A 19,776-nucleotide genomic window follows, 5' to 3' on the forward strand; every position below is an offset into this window, starting at 1 on the left:
TTTAATCACAATCAGGAATGAATATGCAAATAGCCAAAATCCAAGCGCGTGAACTCTTAGACTCCCGTGGAAATCCTACAGTTGAGGCAGATGTGATTTTAAGCAACGGAATGATGGGAAGAGCAAGCGTTCCATCGGGTGCCTCAACTGGAACTCGAGAAGCTTGCGAGCTTAGAGATAATGATTTAAAGCGTTATAATGGAAAAGGCGTGCTTAAAGCAGTATCGCATGTTAATAACGAAATTAATCAGGCACTTAATGGAATTAAAATAGATGATCAGGAACATCTGGATAATATCTTGTGTGATCTTGATGGAACAGAAAATAAATCACGTCTAGGCGCGAATGCGATTCTCGCTGTATCGCTGGCCAGTGCCAGGGCTAACGCAATGTATCAAAACAAATCCCTTTATGCCAGTCTGAATCAAGGCGAAAAAATGTCCATGCCCGTTCCCATGATGAACATTTTAAATGGTGGAGCACATGCTGATAATAATGTTGATATTCAAGAATTTATGATTATGCCTGTAGGTGCTCCTGATTTTCCTACGGCTATTCGTATGGGTGCCGAAATTTTTCATATCCTGAAGTCAGTGCTGAAAAAACAAGGTCTCAATACATCGGTAGGTGATGAAGGTGGTTTTGCTCCTGATATAAAATCCAATAGACAAGCATTGGATATGCTGAGTGAAGCAATTGAAAAGGCAGGTTACCGACTGGGTGACGATATCGTTTTTTCTCTGGATGTCGCTGCATCTGAATTGTATGATCAAGGTAATTATCATATGGCCTCAGAACAAAAGATTTTTAATTCAATTCAGTTAATTGATTATTATGCTGATCTGGTTTCAAGTTATCCAATTGTCAGCATAGAAGATGGTCTTGATGAGAAAGATTGGGCTGGATGGAAGCATTTAACTGAACGTCTGGGAACAAAAATTCAGCTTGTTGGGGACGATCTTTTTGTCACTAACCCGAAAATTCTCCAAGAAGGTATTGCCCAAAATATTGCTAACTCTATTCTGATTAAAGTGAATCAAATCGGTACCTTAAGTGAAACAAGACAAGCCATTAAATTAGCGCAACAAAACGGCTATAACTGTGTCATGTCGCATCGATCTGGTGAAACTGAAGATACCTTTATCGCGGATCTTGCTGTAGCTACAGGATGTGGACAAATTAAAACCGGATCATTGTGCCGTACTGATCGAACAGCAAAATACAATCAGTTATTGCGTATTAATGAAGCAGATGATCTTCCTTATGCTGGAAAATCAGTACTGTCTAAATAACCTCAGAATTTACGTCATCCTGAACGCAGTGAAGGATCTCCCAATACAGGCACCGCACCACATTCAGGAGATCCCTCGTTTCACTCGGGATGACGATTGAGTTTCGTCATCCTGGACGCAGTGAAGGATCTCCCAATACAGGCACCGCACCACATTCAGGAGATCCCTCGTTTCACTCAGGATGACGATTGAGTTTCGTCATCCTGAACGCAGTGAAGGTTCTCCCAATGCTGGCACCGCACCACATTCAGGAGATCCCTCGTTTCGCTCGGGATGACGGTTCTGTTGTGAAGGATCTCCCAATGCAGGCAACGCTCCACATTCAGGAGATCACTTGGTACACTCGGGATGACGATTGAGTTTCGTCATCCTGAACGCAGTGAAGGTTCTCCCAATGCTGGCACCGCACCACATTCAGGAGATCCCTCGTTTCGCTCGGGATGACGGTTCTGTTTCGTCATCCTGAACGCAGTGAAGGATCTCCCAATGCAGGCAACGATCCACATTCAGGAGATTCCTCGTTTCCCTCGGGATGACGATTGAGTTTCGTCATTCTGAGCGTAGTGAAGAATCTCCAAATGCAGGCACCGACCTTCATTCTGGATTACAAATTATTGGGAAGTAACAAAAGTTTATCCTGAGATGATAATTTTATTTATGAAGTATCAAGATTTACCATTATTTATATTTATCGGTTGAGTAATTTGCCAATAATAAACAAATAAAATACATATTTACTTCTGCAAGATATTGCCCCATGCCGTAATAAGGGAATACAATATTATTTAGATACATTAATAGGCAAACACCATGCGCCCTATATTCATTATCCTGATTCTTGCTTTAGTTGTCTTACAACATAAGCTTTGGCTAGGTGATGGAAATGTAATTCAATGGATTAACCTCGAAAAAAAACTAGAAGATCACCAGCGTGAAAATAAAAAACTGGCTGCTCGCAACAGAGCGCTGGAGGCAGACATTAAAGAATTAAAAGGCGGTGATCAGGCACTTGAAGAACAGGCTCGATATGAATTAGGCATGATTAAAGAGTATGAGATTTATTATCAGTTTGTTGATTAGTACCACAAAGTGAACCAAAGCACCCTTCCTTATCAATAATACCTTGTTGTTAACCAGTTGATTTAATCCAAGGCAGCTCTTGGTATCTACCTTACGGTGTAAAGGGTCGCTGGGCAGAAGATTCACTGGAACTGGATGGTTGTTCAGTCGAATCAAAAAGAGTTAATCTACTTTTAATGATGTGTTCAAACACACTAATCCGATCTGACTTTAAACCAGCGCCAAATCGATTTCTTGAACCCAAAGCCTGGCTTCCCATTTTAAAATCATACCCACTTTTCTCTCGCTTACCCGTATCGGGATGAATCACTTCATCTGTGGCTATAGGTGTTACCTGATCAAAGCGATCCACATGAATCAGCTCTTTGACAGAATAAAGCAAAGGTTCTGGAGTACAATAACTATAGTACTCATATAATGTCCCATTAGAGGCAGTATGAAGCGCTTTAATAATATCGAGCATCTCATCATCCTTGGGGCAATAATGACCACTATGATTTGTAATTTTAGTCAGATAACCGTCCTTGAAGATCAAACTTCCGGATGCCAATACCTTTTTGCCATTAGCCATAGCAGAATGATGCATTGATTCACTAACAATTAGCCTGGGATTTTGTTCACAGGTCAAAATAAAATTATATTGATTATTTATAAGGAAAGTATCAGACGATGTTACAAAGGTTTGAAGTTTCTCAGAATACTTCAGAGCATGGAGTTCTTGCTTTTCTGGACTTAAATAGAAATTATCAGGATCATCAAATGAAAGAATCCGCATGGCTTTTCGTTCAATTTTAAAATTGGATTTCATTGACAATCGTGATCGAATTACTTGGCCAAAATAAGTGATTGTTTCAGGGTATGTGTTACGAGGCATAATTCAATCAAGAAGATTAATAGAGTAATTCATTATAATAATTATTTATTAAGTAACTATTAAGATAAAAATTATAGAGTCAGAACTTAAATTGGATTTCTGTTAAACAGCAATAAAGTCCTGATATTCAGCAGGTTGTGTATCCCATAGGCTTAAAACAAATCCGCCACCACCGGAACCTGTTGGCTTCACAGCAATGGCTCCTTCATCAAACAGAGTATTCATATGTTGTTGTAAACTTTCACTGACCAGTCCCCATTGAAAAAAACAGTCAGCTGCTTTATTCATTGCTTTGGCCAAACGTTCTATAGCATCTACGCCACCTGCTTCAAGCGCAATTCGCGACTGTTGAACAGCTTCCACCATTTCCAGATCAATTTTTTGAGCTAATAGAGGATTTTTATCCCAAAGACTTTGAACTTGCTGGATGCAATGAGAAGTAATTCCAATTTGATTGCACGAAGACAAAAACCATAATGGTTTAATAATTTGTTGGAGTTTGCTGCACTCCCCGCCTTTAAAATAGACACCTTCTTCGGCAGACACACCTGCGATATCGAGTCCACTGCTTTTTCCATGAAAAAGATGTTCCAATTCTTTGGCAAATTCATTGCATTGAGCATCTTCAACCATATTTTGTGCGCAAAACCAGCGACTCATTGCCACACAAAGCGAAGCGGAGGCCCCCATTCCGACACCAACCGGAATATTACTTTCCAATTCAAAATGGCCGCCTATCTGATTCAGAGATCGCCCTAATAACTGCATGCCTTGTTCCAATACGCTCCAAAACAATAAATGCATGTCCTGTCCATTTCTTCCTGTGTAATCAGCACTCAATGAAGGGGACTGCGCACTATAGCGAAGTTTTAACTGTCTTTCTTTAATAGGAAAAACCAAAGCTTCATGTCCTCTGACTACTGCATGTTCTCCCGCCAGAATCCATTTGCCATAAGTGGTTGTTTCAAAATCATAAAACATCGTAGTTACCCAACAAATATTGTGATTTAAATTGACGTGCGTGATCTGCTTGATCAGGACGATACAGTAGATGAATGTTAGGCCCCGCATCCATTGTTACGATTGGACCGTCGCCTTCCTTTTTCCAATTCGCCTCAAGGATCTTTAAAATATCCATACAATGAGACGTGATATAGGAAAAAGGCTGCTCACATGAGCTGAACAAGTTGTGCATGTCCTGAAATTCACGCCAGCAGAGTTTATAAATACGCTCCCATTCTTCATTCAGAAAAGCATCAAGAAGCAATTTCAAATTCTCTTCAGCTCGTTTATGTCTTTCAGCATAAAAGGGGCTGGATTTTACCCGTTGATGTGCCTCACTGGAGGATACTTTTTTTTCCTCGCTGCTCACAACGATGACCTGATGAATCAGATTTTTATATGGCAGATCAATGGCCTTTACCTCATTTTCTTTCCATAATGCCCATGGAGAATAAAAAGAGCGGCATGAAGATCCTGAACCTAAGCGACTAAGCTGAGCCTGTTCATCAATCGATGGTAAAGGTTTATTCGTCAATTCACTAAGAGCAATAGTGGCGCATTTGGTCAACGCGGCAAAACTGGATGCAGAACTGGCCAGTCCACTGCTATGCGGAAAATTATTACTGGATTGGATTAAAAAACCACCCGTATAACCAAAATGCTCTTTGAGCATGGCCAGATGATCTGTATATCTTTTCTGACTTGAAGTAGATAATTTAAACTCTGCTGCACCGGGTATGTTAAGTGGTTCCCACATGTCTTTTTTAGTGGGAATTTTTTCCAGTTTTACGGTCGTTAATAAATGATTTAGGGTATAGGATAAAGAAGAGTTATCAGGAAGGTTTGAGTTACCATCCTTTTTACCCATATATTTAATCAAAGCTATATTAGCTGGAGCTTGAGCAAGCCAATGCATAAAATTTCTCCTTGTGGTCAATGACCAGGTGCATCATTCCATAAAATCTTATGTAATTGTAGTTGAAAACGAACGGGTATATTATCTTCCAGAATCCAGTTAGCTAGATCAGTCGGGTTCAGTTGGTTCCAACTGGGTGAAAATAACAATTGAACACGTTCTGCCAAACTGTGTTCCTTTATTAAAGCACAAGCCCATTCATAGTCACTACGGCTGCACAAAACAAATTTAATTTGATCAGAAGGTTTTAAACAACCCAGATTAGAAAACAGATTTTTATCGACTTCAAGTGAATCAGGTGTTTTTAAATCCATCACAATCATTACACGGGAGTCTATTTCTGAGATATCGCGAGCTCCGCTGGTTTCTATAGATACCTGATATTGATCATCACACAAACGTTCTAATAGTGAGATACAACCCGGTTGTGCTAAGGGTTCGCCACCTGTAACACATACACGCTTGCAATTATAGGAAGCAATAGTCTCCAGAATATCATCAATGTCTTGCACTGCTCCACCATTAAACGCATAGGCAGTATCACAATATTGACATCGTAATGGGCAACCTGTTAACCGAACGAATACCGTAGGTAAACCCACAGTAACTGACTCTCCCTGTAATGAATGAAATATTTCCGTTATTCTTAATTGATTGTTAAGGCGTTTCATAGAGCTTTAATTGCGTCCAATTTGGATTGTGCTAATTGAGCAGTTGGGGTACCAGGATAGTTCTTCACTACTTGTTGAAATCTTCGTTTCGCTTCCTGATTATCCCCTTTTGCGGCAAAGGCATATCCAGCTTTAAGCATGCTGGCAGCTGATTTGCTGGATGATGGGAATTGCTGAAGTACGATTTCAAAATGTTCTATTGCTTTGGGATAGTCTCTTTTAACCAGGTACAATTCACCCAACCAATATTCTGCATTTGCTGTATATCCACCATTGGGATATTTTTGTGCGAAGGTTTGCATAGCGCCTATAGCGTCATCATAACGCTTGTTTTTTACTAATTCATATGCAGCTAAATAACTGATTTGCTCATCTGCCGGGTTCACACGTGATACAGCCACAACCGGTTTGGTTGTTATTGGCGTTTTTACGGGTTGATTTTGAGCTGTTACCTGAGTAGTAGGTTGTGCGGCAGGTGCATTAGAACCTACTGTAAGATCGGTAACTGGTTTACTCTGGACTGATTTGCCAGAAGCATTACCTAAACGTGCATCCAAATCTTTATAAAATGCAACCTGTTGCTGTTGCAATAATTTTAAATCATGTGCTTGCACTTCCAATTGACCACGCAGTTCCTGAACTTCCTGCTGGAGGCTCAGTATCTTGTCAATTAATTTCGCATTGTTGTTTATATTATTAGTATCACTGGATTGATCTTCTTTAACCAATGCAGGACCATCATCGGAGGATGAATCATTTATTTGATAACGCTGACTCTGAGGACCATCCAGTTCGGCATTTTCAATTTGTGGTTCATCGTATTTGGGATTGACAACAGGTGGCTCATCAGCCATCTGTTGTCCATCAATAATTGCAAAATTGTCACTATCATCTACCACAGGCGCCTCTGACCAACCGGTCAGAGGGAGCATTACTGTAAAACAAGCAGCGATAATGGTTTTTTTGCAATTAATCATCTTGTAGCCTCATATGTAAATTCAACACGTCTGTTTTGAGCGTGTGATGCTTCATCATGTCCATAATTTGCAGGTCGCTCTTTACCGTAGCTCACTACACGAACCTGTTGTCTGCTGACACCAGCCATGTATAAAATATCTGCTACAGTATTAGCACGGTGTTCACCTAAAGCGACGTTGTATTCACGACTGCCACGTTCATCAGTATGACCAGCCAATAATACACGAGCCCCGGAGTGCGTCTTCAGATATTCAGCCTGTGCATTCACTGAAGGCAAATATTTAGATGCTAAAGTACTGTCATCATAAGAGAACAGATACAATTGATTATGTGGAGCCTGGGTAGTATATGATTCACCTGGTTCCTGTCCAGCGAAATGGGTCATTTGACCTAAACCCTGAGCAGAAGCATCAGCATCACTCATTGCTGCGCCATCGGCACTGCCCGGCGTTTTGGAACAAGAAGCTACTAACAGTGCACCCGCTACAAGCAGTCCCAGTTTATATAATGTTCCGGCTTTCATCCTCAATCTCCTTTAGTTCTTTTTATTATTAGAAATCACACACAATTATCATGGAGAGCCATTGTACAATTCTTTTTATTTTTTGGCTATTACTGAGTCATTTTTTATATGCGAAATCACGAAATCAACTGCTCTTGCAGTGAATTGCAGAGAAGCTTTGTTTGCAGCGATTACACCCGCATAGGGTGTATCTGCCAAACATGGGATTTGTTGACTAACAATTTGAGAACCGATTACTTTATTATCTGATGTTCGCGTCAATACCACTTTAACAGAAAACTCAAGAATACTGGGTTTTTTCAGGAAATTCTGATCCAGGGTTAACAGTTGTGTATCCAGACGATAATCCGCTTCTTCACTATAAGGGCTGGAAGTTACCGCATAGAAGTAACCCGTTCTCTGAAGACTTTGGACCAACAATGGAAATAACATGTCTGCAGGAGGCGAAGACCAGGCGTTTTTTACAAAGGCCTCCAGTTGATAGGGTTTTTTAATATACAGCATTTCTTCAGTCTGAAACCCGGCAACTGCTTCCGGAGCAGTAACTAAAATGGATACATGATGAGGCTTTGCAACCCATTGTTTGGTACTGAACGCACTCAACTGGTATTCGCTAGTCACTGGAGTTTTCACTGGAGAACAACTAATAAGCCCGAGACTCAAAATAAAAATACTTAGAATTCTCATGGCTACTCTCCAGGTCCGGGTTTGGGTGGTTTAGTTCCACGGAGTACTACCGATGGATTTTGTCGCATTTCATTACTTACCTTCTCAAGATTTGCCGATATAGTGTTCAATCGACGTAACAACAGAACTGCAGGTGGAAGTGTCTGCTGTGAAATTTTATCTACAGTGATCTTACCTGCATCCATGGTCTTGGACACGCTCTTACCGGCATTACTGATGTCATCAGCCATTGTATTGAACTTTTTAACGCCAACTTTTAACTCTTTAAGTATCTTTGGAAAGTCGTTACTTACTTTAGCCATATTCGCTAAAAATACATCGGCACTTTTGAGACTGCTGTCTATATTTTTACTGTTTGATGCCATCACTTCAGAAAACTTATCTATATTAGACAAAGTATTTCGTATGTAAGCTGCATTTTCTTCATTAAAGATACGCTGTGCCTGGTCACTGACTTTGCTCACATTTTCAGAGACTTCCTTCAGTATGGTATCCAATTGATTAAATAATGATGGTTTTGCAGGAATAACTGGATAAGGTTCACCTGGCATCTTCTGAATGGGAGTCAAATCAGAAGAGCCTGCGGATAATCCAATAAAAGTTACTCCTGTGATCCCTTGTGATATTAATGTAGCAGAGGTGCTGGTTGTTATGGGTATGCCTTTTTCAATACTTAAGGTTAACTCGACCTGCCGTGGATCATTTTTGTTTAATTTAATTTTCTTCACAAATCCAACCTGTACCCCGTTATATTTAACAGGTGATTCTTCACTTAATCCTGAAACAGACTCACGAAGATAAACAGTATAAAATAAATAGACTTTCTGATTAAAGCCAACAGACAACCACAATGCCGTAGACAATAGCGCAGCCATTAAAATAAGTACGGTGAGACCGACTATGGTGTAATTGGTTTTTGATTCCAAGTAACCTGTCCTCTATGTTGATACTGTATCCAGTATGTATCTTAAAATTTGCTGAAATAATCAGCAATCAACGGGTTTTTATTGTGCATTAATTCTTTAATAGGTTCCACGCTGAGAATTTTCCCGTCGCCAACGAATGCAACTCTGTCAGTAGTCCTTTTCAAAGATTCTATATCATGACTGATCATGACAATAGTTAAATTCAATGAATCTCTTAGAAAAACCACCAGATCATCAAATAACCTAGCACCTCGTGGATCCAATCCGGTAGTCGGTTCATCAAGAAACAACAATTCGGGATCCATAGCAATCGCTCGTGCCGCCGCGGCTCTTCTTTGCATTCCGCCACTCAACTCTGAAGGCAACTTACCTGCAGCTTCATTGGGCAACCCAACTAATGATATTTTCAATCGAGCCAGTTCTTCAATAAATTCCGAATCCAGATTGGTAAACTCCCTCATGGGAAACATCACATTTTCCAAAACTGTCATGGCTGAAAATAAAGCACTATGCTGGAACAGCATCCCCCATCGTCGACGCAGCAGAAATGCCTCTTGCGCATCTAGATTTAAAACATCCTCACCGAATACTTTAATACTACCAGCAGTAGGTTTCAATAACATCAACAAACTTCGCAATATGGTAGTTTTACCGCTTCCTGATCCGCCGATTATCGCCAGTATTTCACCTTGTTCCACAGTCAGGTTAACATCTGTATGTACCCACTGACCACCAAGAAAGTTTTTTAATCCCTTGATTTCAATAACCGGATCACTCATCTAGAGCCCCATCCAGCTGTAAATCACAGAAAACGCAGCATCAGCGATAATAATCAGGAACAATGCCTGAACCACGCTTTTCGTAGTCTGGCTTCCAATACTGTCAGCACTGGCTTCTACCTTAAATCCTTGAAAACAACCTACTAGAGCAATCAATAGAGCAAAAACGGGCGCTTTATACAAGCCTAACATTAACTGAGATAGTCCAACATCATTCTTTAAACGGACTAAAAAGTCGTCAAAACCAATGCCCAGCATGTGTTTGGACATGATCATTGCCCCAAATATGCTAAAAATATCAGACCAAAAAATTAATAATGGAAATACGATTAATAAGCCAACAACCTTGGGAACCACCAGCAACTCAGTCGGGGACAGTCCCATAGTCAGCAAGGCATCAATTTCCTCATTAATTTTCATGCTACCAATCTGTGCAGTAAATGCTGAACTGGTTCTCCCGGCAACAATAATAGCAGTAATTAAAGAAGCAAATTCCCGGAAAATAGCCATACCGGATAAATAGGCAATAAAAATATTTGCGCCATAGGTGGCTAACTGCAAGCCCATTTGATAAGCCAGAACCACTCCAATCAAAAATGAAAGCAAGGCAACAATGGGCAAGGCTTTAATCCCTGCTGAATCAATATTGGATACAATACTGGGGAATTGAAACCGTCGCCAATTACCCAACGCTTCAAACATTTTGGTACTTAAATCACCAATTAAAATGATTAACCCATCGACCTGAAATAATTTATTTTCTGCCTCTTTACCGATTTGATAAAGCATACCTTCTTGAGGTTGTGGGGGGATTTGATAGGTCAGACTGTCTCGTTTTGATTCGACCAACTGAAGAAGTTGATTTTGAGCTTCAGAAAAATTAGTCAATTCGATCTGATTATCTCGTTCTTTAAGCTCATCAACACATTTCATAAGAGCCAAAGCCCCCGCACTATCAAAATTGCTTATTGATTCGCCATTAATAGTAATCTTTTGTGATTTTGGAAGTTCGCTGACTTTGAATTTTTTAGTCAAACCATCAAGAGCCAAGACAGACCATGCACCAGAGCACTGAAATTTGGCTTCATCCTGATCAAAAACAATTTGAGCGCTTATTTGTTCCATAGTCGATGATTTAAATTAGATGGTGTTAGCATAATACATAAAACCCAGAATCCGCAAAACTATTAATTCATGTTATCATAATATTATTCATTCTTCAGATTTATTAAAATGCTTATAACTGACCAAAAAAATCTGATTAATCAGGCTGAAAAGGATTTAAATGAATCCAATCACCTTCTGGAAGAATTTAAAATCGGATGGGATCAAACCAGTGATCATCCCCTGAGCGATCCGGATGCTGTTCGCACCATGCAACTGGTACTACAATATCGGCTGGATACGCAAAAAGCGTTATATCAATTATCCGGTATGCAGCAATACCTCCTGCAATTACTCGGTATTGAACCACAACATTCTGACCTGTTAAACAGAGAACGCCTGGCTTTTGCTTTAGGAAGTGACGATTTGCAGAATGTATTGGCCATGCTGAATCACCTGGTTGATTCCTTACTCCGAATTATTGCTCACAATCAACTGAACCAAATTCTTGATAAGAAGAAATCCTTAGAACGATCAAAAAATCTAAAATTAATCGATGTCATGGTTAAAGCGATCGAAAAACAAAAATCCTTTGTATCAAAAATGGAAGAGTTAAAACTGGCTCTTGAGGACATTGAAGGCGCTCCCCAACCGGGAATAATCTATGATCACATCGCAGCCCTGCAAGGTCCGGTATCACGCTTCTATCAAGCACTGCAACATGGATTGGTCTTAAACCATAGCCTCTACCAACACCCCCAAAACAAATCCAATTTACAGTATCAATTAAAGGATACTGTTCAATCAGCGGATCAAAACCTTAAAATATTCAACTATAACCCTTCACAACAGCGATTATTCAAACCGGCCACAGAGAATAATAAAATTGAAAATCTTGAAGTACGTGCATCGGCAAAACGATTGGGTCATTTTTTTAATCATTAAATAAACTGTTTCTTTGCATCATCATAACGAACATTAACGTAAGCGGTACTAGCCAAAAAACTGCTCTGGCAACTTGAGTGGCCAGAACAGTTCATCATGCGGAATTACTTGGGAGATGGAGACGATTTTACGTTCTCAAGAGAATCAGTTAACGCATCTATTTTGTTTCCAGAATCGGTATTGGTTAAATTGAACAACGTAAAACGACCATGATAAACAGATACTGCTGCAATGGCTACAAGACCTACCCCAGTGAGTGCAATCAATAAATTAGCTATCACATCTTTACAACCACGATGAGTTTTCAACTGGGTAACGTATGGATTATCTTTCTTCAAATAATCTGTTGATTGTTGTTTAAATGTATCCAGGTCAATTGTCTTATCAGCATAATTTCCGCAAATTTCTATAATTTTATTAAATATTTTTTCACCCGCCTTAGCTGTTTTACGATAGAGGGCTGCTTGTTCTGGATTGTCTTTAACGGAATATGCTATAGATTTCCTATACAGTTCTTTTACTTTTTTATCTAACTGCTCCAACTGTTTTATGACATTACTTAATTCATTCTCTCTAACAGGATCAATAACTTTGTATCTTCTATTACTATCTTTGGATTGATCTGACGATTTTTTAGTCTCCTCAACTGGAACGCGCTCAGCAGTCTCCAGAGACTCAGTTACAGGCGCAGAATCTTTTAATTGGCTAACTGGCGCGGATTCTTGCTCTTGTACAATGACTTCAACAGGCTGAACTGGTTTAGGAAAGGCTTTAGTCTTCGCTTCAACCAAAGTAGCAATAGTTTCTTTCAATCTGTTAATTTCTGATTGATGATATGGGGTTAAACCAGAAGGTGTATAAGGACTTTGAGTAATTTTTTTCGCTTTTTCTATTGAACTTTTAATCTCTTGTAATCGGTCATAGGAATCACACCGTTCTAAGTTTGAAATTGTGTTCTCAAGCCTGCCTTTAGCTTTATCAAAAGCTGCCTTTTCACGTTTCGATTTAGAGGACATAGTTTACTCCGAAGTAATAGGCCAAATAATGATCATATTGTACAACAAATACTAGATAAATGCTAGGCATGGAGTAAATAGAGAACAAACAGTCAAATCAATAATGTTGCAATTGCGTTATGATGTCCTTAAAATTTACAATTAGGTTCTTGTTTTATCAAAAAATAGACACAAAAATGATAATCTTTAAATAAAATTTGCAACACTCGTAGTTTGAGGACAATCCCATAGCCGTCAGGCTAAGAAGAAAATCATAAGCGCGGATGAAGCATAGCGGCATGTTCCTTAATGATCCTCACTTGTTATACGTCATCATTTGTATAAAATTCAAAATATTGAAGCACTCACCTCAATTTAACCATGAAGCAATTTCTTTAATCAAGAATAGAAGCCGATTTCATAATCAATTTATAACAGACACGAACGTGTACAGGGCTTAAGAAAAAACTGCTCTGGCAATTTGAGCGACCAGAACAGTTCATCAAGGTAGAATTACCTGGGAGATGAAGGCGATTTTACGTCCTCAAGAGAATCTGTTGACGCATCCTTTTTGTTTCCAGAATCGGTATTGGTTGCAATGAACATCGTCAAACGACCCTTGTAAATAGATTCCGCTGCAAGGGCTACAAGACCTTCGCCAGTTAGTACACTCAAAAAATTAGCTATCACATCTTTACAATCAGGGTGAGTTTTCAACTCGGTAACGATTTCTTTATTGTTCTCCAAACACTCTGTTAATTGTTGTTTCAAGGTATCCAGGTCAATTTTCTTTTCAGCATAATATATGCATCTTGATGAAATTTCATCAAATATTAGTTTAACATCTGAAGCTGTATTATGATGGAGTTCTGCTTGATGATACTCCCCTTTAATCGCACATTGGTGACTTTTCTCATACAGTTCTTCCATTTTATCCCATAAATGAACCAACTGAATTTTAACATTACTTAATTCATTTACTCGGACAAGATCACGATCGTTATTTCTACTCGATTTGGGTTGATCTGACGATTTATTAGTCACTTCAACTGGATTGCTTTCCACCTGTTTCGAAGACTCAATAATAGGTACAGTTTCCTGATCTTTTGCAGTGATTTCAACTGGCTGAACTGGGTTAGGAAATTCTTTAGTCTTTTGATAAATCAATAAATCGATAATCGCTTTCCCTTTCCTAATTTTTGATTGATGATGTTCATTTAAACCATCAAGTGTATAAGGACTTTCAGCGCTTTTTTTCTCGTTTTCGATTGTACTAATAATCGATTGTAATTCATCATAGGAATCGCATCGGTTTAATATTGAAATTGTATTTAACAGAGCTTCTTTGGCTTTTTTATAATTGGCCTTTTCAAGTTTAGATTTAGGGGACATTGTTTACTCCAAAGATATTGATGAAATATTGTACATATTGTACATGTAATTTCAATAAAATACTAGATGAAGGACAAAAACAGAACAAATAATCTAAACAATATTCTAACTAATGCGTCATGATGGCCTTCAAATACAAACTTACTCGCTTGTTTTATAAATAAGATAGACACCCAAATGATACACTTTAAGAGAAATTTGAAATAATCGTGGTTTGGAGACAACCCCAAAGCCGTCAGGCTAAGGATAAAATCATTTTAATCGTTTTAAGATCCCCTCATCCGCCTGTCGGCACCTTCTCCCTGATGGAGAAGGCCATTCCAGCAAGATCTCAATAACGTTTGAGATGGAACATTGAGCATTGCGTCAAAAAAGATTAAGGTTATTTGAGAAGCAGCAGTAGCAACTATTTGAGTGTTACCAGTCTACCCGGTTTGACCCAACCGCTCCCTTCTCTTAAGATCCCCTCATCCGCCTGTCGGCACCTTCTCCCTGATGGAGAAGGCAATTCTAGCATGATCTCAATAACGTTTGAGATGGAACATTGGGCATTGCGTCAAAAAAGATTAAGGCTATTTGAGAAGCAGGAGTAGCAACTATTTGAGTGTTACCAGTCTACCCGGTTTGTACCCAACCGCTCCCTTCTCCCTTTTTAAGGGAGAAGGGTTGGGGATGAGGGATACTATGAATAAAGAGTTTGACGTCCAGTGGCTTGTTCCTGACTGCTCGTCACATTTTATACGTCATCAAGCACAGAACATTTAAAATCTTGAAGAACTCGCATCAGCTAAACGATGAAGCAATTTCTTTAATCAAAAATAAAAGTCGGTTTCTTTATCTATTTATAACAAACACGAATGTGTACAGAACTTAAAAAAAACTGCTCTGGCAATTTACATGACCAGAGCAGTTCATCAGGAGGGAATTACTTCAGAGATGCAGAGTGTACGTGCTCAACAGAATCTTTCAATGCGTCTACTTTGTTTCCAGAATCTGTGTTGGTTAGATTGAACAGCGTAAAACGACCATTGTAGATAGACACTGCAGCAATAGCCAGGAGGCCTACACCAGTACATGCTAACAATAAATTGGCAAACACATCTTTACATCCACGATGAGTTTTCAACTCGGTAACGTATTGATTATCACTCTTCAAAAACTCTGTTGATTGAGATTTGAATGTATCAAGATCAATGGTGCCCGTTGCATAATTCATGCATAATGAAGAGATAGTATTGTATACTTCTACCCCAGCCTTAGCTGCTTTATGATAAAGATCAGTTTTTACACCATTCTTGTCAGCCGGATATTCTTCAGATTCTTCAAATAGTTCATCTATTTTAATTTTTAACAGATCTAACTGAGCATAAACTTTGCTTAACTCTTTTAATCTATCGTTATTAAGAACTTTATTGGTACTCTCTTGAGAATTCTCATCAGAACCATTAGTAATGTTAACTGGAACAGAGTCAACTGGAACAGAATCAGGATGCTCCAAAGTCTCTGTAACAGGAACAGATACCTCTGTTTCGCTAACAGATTGTTGTTCTTGAACTACAGTTACTGCAACTGGTTGAACTGGCTTGGGAAATGCTAAAGTCTTTGCTTTAATCAAAGATTCAATAGTCTCTTTCATTCTCTTAATTTCTAATAGATGATTGTCACTCAAACCAGCAGGTGTATAGGGGCTTTGAGTGCTTTTTTTCGCTTTTTCAATTGATTTAATTATCTCTTGTAATCGGTCATAGGAATTGCACCGTTCTAAGTTTGAAATTGTGTTCTCAAGCCTGCCTTTAGCTTTATCAAAAGCAGCCTTTTCACGTTTAGATTTAGAGGACATTGTTTACTCCAAAGTTTATGAACAAATAGTGGGCACATTGTACTCTAGTTTTCAGAAAAAAACCAGTTATAGGGTAAAAATAGAGTAAAGATTCCGGCTACTATTGTAACAATTGCGTCATGTTGATCTACAATAATGAGTTTGCCTACTTTTTTGTTTCAAAATATAAGCATCAAAGTGATTATTTTTTGTATAAAATTTGAACCGCGCATGCAGGAACAACATAAATCACATCATAATTAATTCGATCACATCAGTCATTTTGAGTACACCCCTGAGTTCTGGCGTGATATAGTACCGCACAAATTGTGGGGTTAATTCTTCGAAACGTGATCCAATCAGCACTAATAGGCTCATTTTAAAGGTATTATTTATGTTTGATAAGACTGTACAATCACCAGAACAAAAAGATACTAATAAGCATTCAGACTTAGAAAAGAGGGATAAATTAACTCAACAGGAACAACTTAATTCTAAAAGTTCAAGTCAAATATGTGTACCTACAAATGCTGAGAAACCGACTATGTCCAGATATGCCAGTTGTTGGCCAACTGACTTCAATAACAATCTCTTTAAGTCAAGATTATCGTCTCCGTCAACGCTATCGGCCATTCCTGAAGAAGAAGAAACGGTACTTGATACCAAACCAGGATTATCTACAGGTCATAATCCTTTTTCATTTGTGAAGTCCTGGTCAAATAAATTCGGAAGTTCTTTAGATCCAATAATTGAAGAAGATGAAGAATTTTGTGAAGCAAAACCGGCTCAGTATGAAAATCCATAAAACTTTGGGTAACATACTCTTGAGGGCGTTAATTTTGAATTGATACATTGATCAGCCAATCAATTCTAAATACATTTAGCCTTGTGATCACGCAATGGAGCATGTGTTTATAATTCAGTAAGCCTAAAACTTGAGAGCTTTCGTCAGGCTTGATCGATTGAAAATATATCAATGTTTTATTATAATGGCCAAATTCAATAAAAACGAGGTCTATACTCCGATGCGCATTATCTCTCAATAAGCCCTGATGGGCACAATAATTTCTGGCCCAAACCATTGAGAGAGAGTATATGAGTCGTTTAATTCAATTAGTTGATCTAAGTCTGTATTGTTCCAAAAAAATCTGTTTTGAAGCATTTAACTATTCAATTTATTCAGGGGAACGAATTGCCTTAATAGGCGATAATGGCTCTGGTAAAAGCTGTATGCTCAAAATAATTAAAAACCTTATGCCTCCCAACGAGGGATACGTCCATTATGCAGATAACCTGACTGTATCTTATGTACCTCAATTAATTAATGGCCATGATACAGCCAGCGGTGCGGAACGGTTTAACTGGGCTTTAACCCAGGCCTTGGCCGAAGATCCCGATGTTTTATTGCTTGATGAACCTACCAATCATCTCGACACTAAAAATCGCCAAAGCCTGATGCGATTGCTTGCTCAATACACAGGTACCTTGATCATCGCTTCTCATGACATTCATTTACTTAGAAGTGCGGAGTATTGCTTTTGGCATTTCAATCAGAGCCAAATTACTCTGTTTAAAGGGCATTTCGATCATTTTCAACAACAGAATACCCTAAATCGGCAGGTGATTGAAACCGAAATTGGACAGTTACGATATCAAAAAAAACAACAGCATCAAGCGCTGATGAAAGAACAGATAAGAGCAAAAAACTCTCGCTTGAAAGGTGAAAAATCAATTGATCAAGCCAAATGGCCAACCATCGTTTCCAAATCAAAAGTACTCCGTGCTCAAGAAACATCGGGTAAAAAGAAAAAGAACCTTGCTAAAAACAAGGAAGATCTCATAAACCGTCTGCATGAATTAGGCAAAGAGGAAGAAATCAATCCGCATTTTGATTTATCGCTATCACACAGTACGACTAAAGCTCTGGTTACGATTAGTGACGGCTCCGTTTCATATAATCAACGGAAGATATTAAATAATATCAATTTAAACATTACTGGGCAAAGCCGGGTAGCTCTTTGTGGTGTTAATGGTTCGGGAAAATCTACTCTTATAAAAGCAATTATGGGGTCTAAAGAAATAATAAAAGAAGGGTTATGGCTAACGCCTGGATTAAAAGATATAGGCTATCTCGATCAACATTACCAACAACTATCACCAGACGACACAGTACTGGAAACCCTCCAGAATTGCAGGGAGGACTGGAGTCACGTGGAGCTACGTAAACATTTAAATGATTTTCTTTTTCGTACAAATGAAGAAGTTAATGCACCGACATTAACCTTGTCAGGAGGAGAAAAAGCGCGATTATGCTTAGCAAAAATTGCGGCCAATCCGCCAAAACTACTGCTCTTGGATGAACTGACGAATAACATGGATCTTAAAACCAGATCCCATGTCATGACCCTCATGCAAAAATACCCGGGACCATTTATTGTTATTTCTCATGATGATGACTTTTTAGAACAAATCAATATTAATGAATACTACAACATATGATCAAATTTTGAACTATAATAATAGAGGTAAACGCGTTTGGGAGTTAAAAATGGATAACTGCATACCTAAAAGCACCTCATTAATCAGACTCTTCGCACTATTATCTATATTAATTGGGGCTTTGGTCTTTGTAACACCGGCAAGAGCAGATTCAAGGGAATTAAATGCGCCCGTTCCCAAGGTTATTCCTACCCAGGTTTCCTGGTATATCTATTATGGATATAGACCTTACCGATATTATTACCCCTATCGATATTACAATTCATATCGTTACTATTATCCGTATCGTTACTATCGACCCTATCGATACTATTACCGTTGGTAATCAGTAAGAGTGCAATAGAAAACGAGTCACTCATTTGAAATTCCCGGAATGTTAAAATATTAGAATTCCGGGAATTTTGTTGTCGATAAATCATTCGTTCATATAATACCAGATCTCAGGATCCCCAGAGCAAGTCATGAAAGAGTCTCGCTTTTTTAAATGTAAAGCAGATTGTCAACATCGAGAAAGCACTGAGGGATTCCGGCATTTATTTGACAACTCGTTACTATGAAAATCACCTGAACAAAATTTGCATCACTCACGCAAGAGTGGGTATCAATGCATTAAATGAGCACCTCGTTATGCTAGCGTAATGGATACCCGTTCTTTAAATTACCCCCAGAGTTTTCCTAAAACAATGATAAATTTTGAATAAAAACTGCTATCGAGATTTCACTAAAATCGCCCTCTCCCTCAGGGAGAAGGTGCCGACAGGCGGATGAGGGGATCAAATTTCATTTATTAACTTTTTTCGATACAAAATAAAATCCAAGCTATTGCTACCCCAAAAACCTTGCCCTCTGATTAAATTCATTGAAATTGTAGAGATCCAAGCAAGTTCTATATGTTCATAATGGATCTGTTTTTACATCTGCTTTTTGCCTTTTCAAATAGCTCCATGCATTTTAACCTTTATTGGTTGGTCAACTTTTTTAATTGATAGTTGAAATCATTTTAAAATCCCCTCATCCGCCTGTCGGCACCTTCTCCCGCATGGAGAAGACGATTTTAGTGAGATCTCGATAGAACTTTTTACAGTGTATCAAGAAAAACTTAAGGCTAATTGCAAGTTCCCGTACTCGCGGAGATGACCTATAAAAAGTGAGGATTGTTCGAGTGCAGATTACAATTTGTTGGAAATGAGTTCATTAGTGATCAACACCCCCTCCTCCTGGCTCAAGGTCCTAATGACCCTCTAATTGGAACATTTTAAATCAGGTAGTTTGGTTTCTTTCTTTATGATAAAAT

Annotated in this window: 19 protein-coding genes; 6 read left to right on the top strand and 13 right to left on the bottom strand. The window is 38.7% G+C overall.

Translation table 11 applies throughout. The features are described 5' to 3' along the window. Positions 1-17 precede the first annotated feature (17 nt). Both eno and ftsB read left to right on the top strand, forming a co-directional pair. The gene (gene eno / locus IZU94_RS05940; protein WP_238400519.1) at positions 18-1,292 is read left to right on the top strand and encodes a phosphopyruvate hydratase; all 1,275 of its coding nucleotides are present in this window, start codon (positions 18-20) and stop codon (positions 1,290-1,292) included. A gap of 810 nt (positions 1,293-2,102) precedes the next feature. After that, entirely contained in the window at positions 2,103-2,372 is a 270-nt protein-coding gene (gene ftsB, locus IZU94_RS05945) for a cell division protein FtsB (RefSeq protein ID WP_203108928.1), read from the top strand. 91 nt (positions 2,373-2,463) lie between these two features. On the opposite strand, the gene IZU94_RS05950 is transcribed toward ftsB, so the two are convergent. From IZU94_RS05950 to IZU94_RS05995, 10 genes are all read right to left on the bottom strand, one after another. After that, positions 2,464-3,246 carry an IQM protein middle domain-containing protein gene (locus tag IZU94_RS05950; RefSeq protein ID WP_203108930.1) on the bottom strand — a complete coding sequence of 261 codons (783 nt, stop codon included), beginning with the start codon at positions 3,244-3,246 and terminating at the stop codon, positions 2,464-2,466. A 102-nt stretch (positions 3,247-3,348) separates the two neighbouring features. Next, the gene (locus IZU94_RS05955) at positions 3,349-4,227 is read right to left on the bottom strand and encodes a mevalonate kinase family protein (protein ID WP_203108932.1); all 879 of its coding nucleotides are present in this window, start codon (positions 4,225-4,227) and stop codon (positions 3,349-3,351) included. Then, entirely contained in the window at positions 4,217-5,164 is a 948-nt protein-coding gene (locus tag IZU94_RS05960; RefSeq protein WP_203108934.1) for a GHMP family kinase ATP-binding protein, read from the bottom strand. The genes IZU94_RS05955 and IZU94_RS05960 overlap by 11 nt, the downstream gene beginning before the upstream one ends. 17 nt (positions 5,165-5,181) lie before the next feature. Next, on the bottom strand, positions 5,182-5,835 hold the full coding sequence (gene queE / locus IZU94_RS05965; RefSeq protein WP_203108936.1) for a 7-carboxy-7-deazaguanine synthase QueE: 654 nt from the start codon (positions 5,833-5,835) through the stop codon (positions 5,182-5,184). Beyond that, positions 5,832-6,812, bottom strand: coding sequence for a tol-pal system protein YbgF (ybgF, locus tag IZU94_RS05970; RefSeq protein WP_203108938.1), 981 nt, complete (start codon positions 6,810-6,812; stop codon positions 5,832-5,834). Before ybgF ends, queE begins: the two co-directional genes overlap by 4 nt. Further along, positions 6,809-7,336 (bottom strand): peptidoglycan-associated lipoprotein Pal, encoded by a 528-nt coding sequence (pal, locus tag IZU94_RS05975; RefSeq protein ID WP_203108940.1) that lies wholly within the window; start codon positions 7,334-7,336, stop codon positions 6,809-6,811. Before pal ends, ybgF begins: the two co-directional genes overlap by 4 nt. A gap of 75 nt (positions 7,337-7,411) precedes the next feature. Beyond that, positions 7,412-8,023 carry an ABC-type transport auxiliary lipoprotein family protein gene (locus tag IZU94_RS05980; RefSeq protein ID WP_203108942.1) on the bottom strand — a complete coding sequence of 204 codons (612 nt, stop codon included), beginning with the start codon at positions 8,021-8,023 and terminating at the stop codon, positions 7,412-7,414. 2 nt (positions 8,024-8,025) lie between these two features. Continuing rightward, positions 8,026-8,949, bottom strand: coding sequence for an MlaD family protein (locus tag IZU94_RS05985; RefSeq protein ID WP_203108944.1), 924 nt, complete (start codon positions 8,947-8,949; stop codon positions 8,026-8,028). Between the two features lie 41 nt (positions 8,950-8,990). Beyond that, positions 8,991-9,728: an ABC transporter ATP-binding protein gene (locus IZU94_RS05990; protein WP_203108945.1), complete on the bottom strand. Its 738-nt coding sequence runs from the start codon at positions 9,726-9,728 to the stop codon at positions 8,991-8,993. After that, entirely contained in the window at positions 9,729-10,853 is a 1,125-nt protein-coding gene (locus IZU94_RS05995; protein WP_203108947.1) for an MlaE family ABC transporter permease, read from the bottom strand. It lies immediately after the preceding gene. Between the two features lie 108 nt (positions 10,854-10,961). On the opposite strand from IZU94_RS05995, the gene IZU94_RS06000 reads away from it, so the two are divergent. Then, positions 10,962-11,777 (top strand): hypothetical protein, encoded by an 816-nt coding sequence (locus IZU94_RS06000; RefSeq protein ID WP_203108949.1) that lies wholly within the window; start codon positions 10,962-10,964, stop codon positions 11,775-11,777. Positions 11,778-11,881: 104 nt separating this feature from the next. Here IZU94_RS06000 and IZU94_RS06005 read toward each other — a convergent pair whose 3' ends face one another. From IZU94_RS06005 to IZU94_RS06015, 3 genes are all read right to left on the bottom strand, one after another. Beyond that, positions 11,882-12,793 (bottom strand): hypothetical protein, encoded by a 912-nt coding sequence (locus tag IZU94_RS06005; RefSeq protein ID WP_203108951.1) that lies wholly within the window; start codon positions 12,791-12,793, stop codon positions 11,882-11,884. A 492-nt stretch (positions 12,794-13,285) separates the two neighbouring features. Next, positions 13,286-14,164 carry a hypothetical protein gene (locus IZU94_RS06010; protein ID WP_203108953.1) on the bottom strand — a complete coding sequence of 293 codons (879 nt, stop codon included), beginning with the start codon at positions 14,162-14,164 and terminating at the stop codon, positions 13,286-13,288. Between the two features lie 925 nt (positions 14,165-15,089). Further along, entirely contained in the window at positions 15,090-16,004 is a 915-nt protein-coding gene (locus tag IZU94_RS06015; RefSeq protein WP_203108955.1) for a hypothetical protein, read from the bottom strand. Positions 16,005-16,377: 373 nt separating this feature from the next. Between IZU94_RS06015 and IZU94_RS06020 the strand changes: the two genes are divergently transcribed. From IZU94_RS06020 to IZU94_RS06030, 3 genes are all read left to right on the top strand, one after another. Continuing rightward, on the top strand, positions 16,378-16,788 hold the full coding sequence (locus tag IZU94_RS06020) for a hypothetical protein (RefSeq protein WP_203108957.1): 411 nt from the start codon (positions 16,378-16,380) through the stop codon (positions 16,786-16,788). Between the two features lie 290 nt (positions 16,789-17,078). Beyond that, on the top strand, positions 17,079-18,482 hold the full coding sequence (locus IZU94_RS06025) for an ATP-binding cassette domain-containing protein (protein WP_203108959.1): 1,404 nt from the start codon (positions 17,079-17,081) through the stop codon (positions 18,480-18,482). Between the two features lie 49 nt (positions 18,483-18,531). Then, positions 18,532-18,807: a hypothetical protein gene (locus tag IZU94_RS06030; protein ID WP_203108961.1), complete on the top strand. Its 276-nt coding sequence runs from the start codon at positions 18,532-18,534 to the stop codon at positions 18,805-18,807. The last annotated feature ends 969 nt before the right edge of the window (positions 18,808-19,776 follow it).

It is taken from the genome of Legionella bononiensis, from assembly GCF_016786215.1.
GTDB lineage: Bacteria > Pseudomonadota > Gammaproteobacteria > Legionellales > Legionellaceae > Legionella > Legionella bononiensis.

Bases quoted from the DNA above. Each gene is read 5' to 3' on its own strand.
- IZU94_RS06010 (WP_203108953.1), bottom strand. From the start codon at position 14,164: ATGTCCCCTAAATCTAAACTTGAAAAGGCCAATTATAAAAAAGCCAAA.
- IZU94_RS06015 (WP_203108955.1), bottom strand. From the start codon at position 16,004: ATGTCCTCTAAATCTAAACGTGAAAAGGCTGCTTTTGATAAAGCTAAA.
- IZU94_RS05950 (WP_203108930.1), bottom strand. From the start codon at position 3,246: ATGCCTCGTAACACATACCCTGAAACAATCACTTATTTTGGCCAAGTA.
- ybgF (WP_203108938.1), bottom strand. From the start codon at position 6,812: ATGATTAATTGCAAAAAAACCATTATCGCTGCTTGTTTTACAGTAATG.
- pal (WP_203108940.1), bottom strand. From the start codon at position 7,336: ATGAAAGCCGGAACATTATATAAACTGGGACTGCTTGTAGCGGGTGCA.
- IZU94_RS05980 (WP_203108942.1), bottom strand. From the start codon at position 8,023: ATGAGAATTCTAAGTATTTTTATTTTGAGTCTCGGGCTTATTAGTTGT.
- IZU94_RS06030 (WP_203108961.1), top strand. From the start codon at position 18,532: ATGGATAACTGCATACCTAAAAGCACCTCATTAATCAGACTCTTCGCA.
- IZU94_RS06005 (WP_203108951.1), bottom strand. From the start codon at position 12,793: ATGTCCTCTAAATCGAAACGTGAAAAGGCAGCTTTTGATAAAGCTAAA.
- IZU94_RS05960 (WP_203108934.1), bottom strand. From the start codon at position 5,164: ATGCATTGGCTTGCTCAAGCTCCAGCTAATATAGCTTTGATTAAATAT.
- IZU94_RS06025 (WP_203108959.1), top strand. From the start codon at position 17,079: ATGAGTCGTTTAATTCAATTAGTTGATCTAAGTCTGTATTGTTCCAAA.
- ftsB (WP_203108928.1), top strand. From the start codon at position 2,103: ATGCGCCCTATATTCATTATCCTGATTCTTGCTTTAGTTGTCTTACAA.
- IZU94_RS05990 (WP_203108945.1), bottom strand. From the start codon at position 9,728: ATGAGTGATCCGGTTATTGAAATCAAGGGATTAAAAAACTTTCTTGGT.
- IZU94_RS05995 (WP_203108947.1), bottom strand. From the start codon at position 10,853: ATGGAACAAATAAGCGCTCAAATTGTTTTTGATCAGGATGAAGCCAAA.
- IZU94_RS06000 (WP_203108949.1), top strand. From the start codon at position 10,962: ATGCTTATAACTGACCAAAAAAATCTGATTAATCAGGCTGAAAAGGAT.
- IZU94_RS06020 (WP_203108957.1), top strand. From the start codon at position 16,378: ATGTTTGATAAGACTGTACAATCACCAGAACAAAAAGATACTAATAAG.
- IZU94_RS05955 (WP_203108932.1), bottom strand. From the start codon at position 4,227: ATGTTTTATGATTTTGAAACAACCACTTATGGCAAATGGATTCTGGCG.
- queE (WP_203108936.1), bottom strand. From the start codon at position 5,835: ATGAAACGCCTTAACAATCAATTAAGAATAACGGAAATATTTCATTCA.
- eno (WP_238400519.1), top strand. From the start codon at position 18: ATGAATATGCAAATAGCCAAAATCCAAGCGCGTGAACTCTTAGACTCC.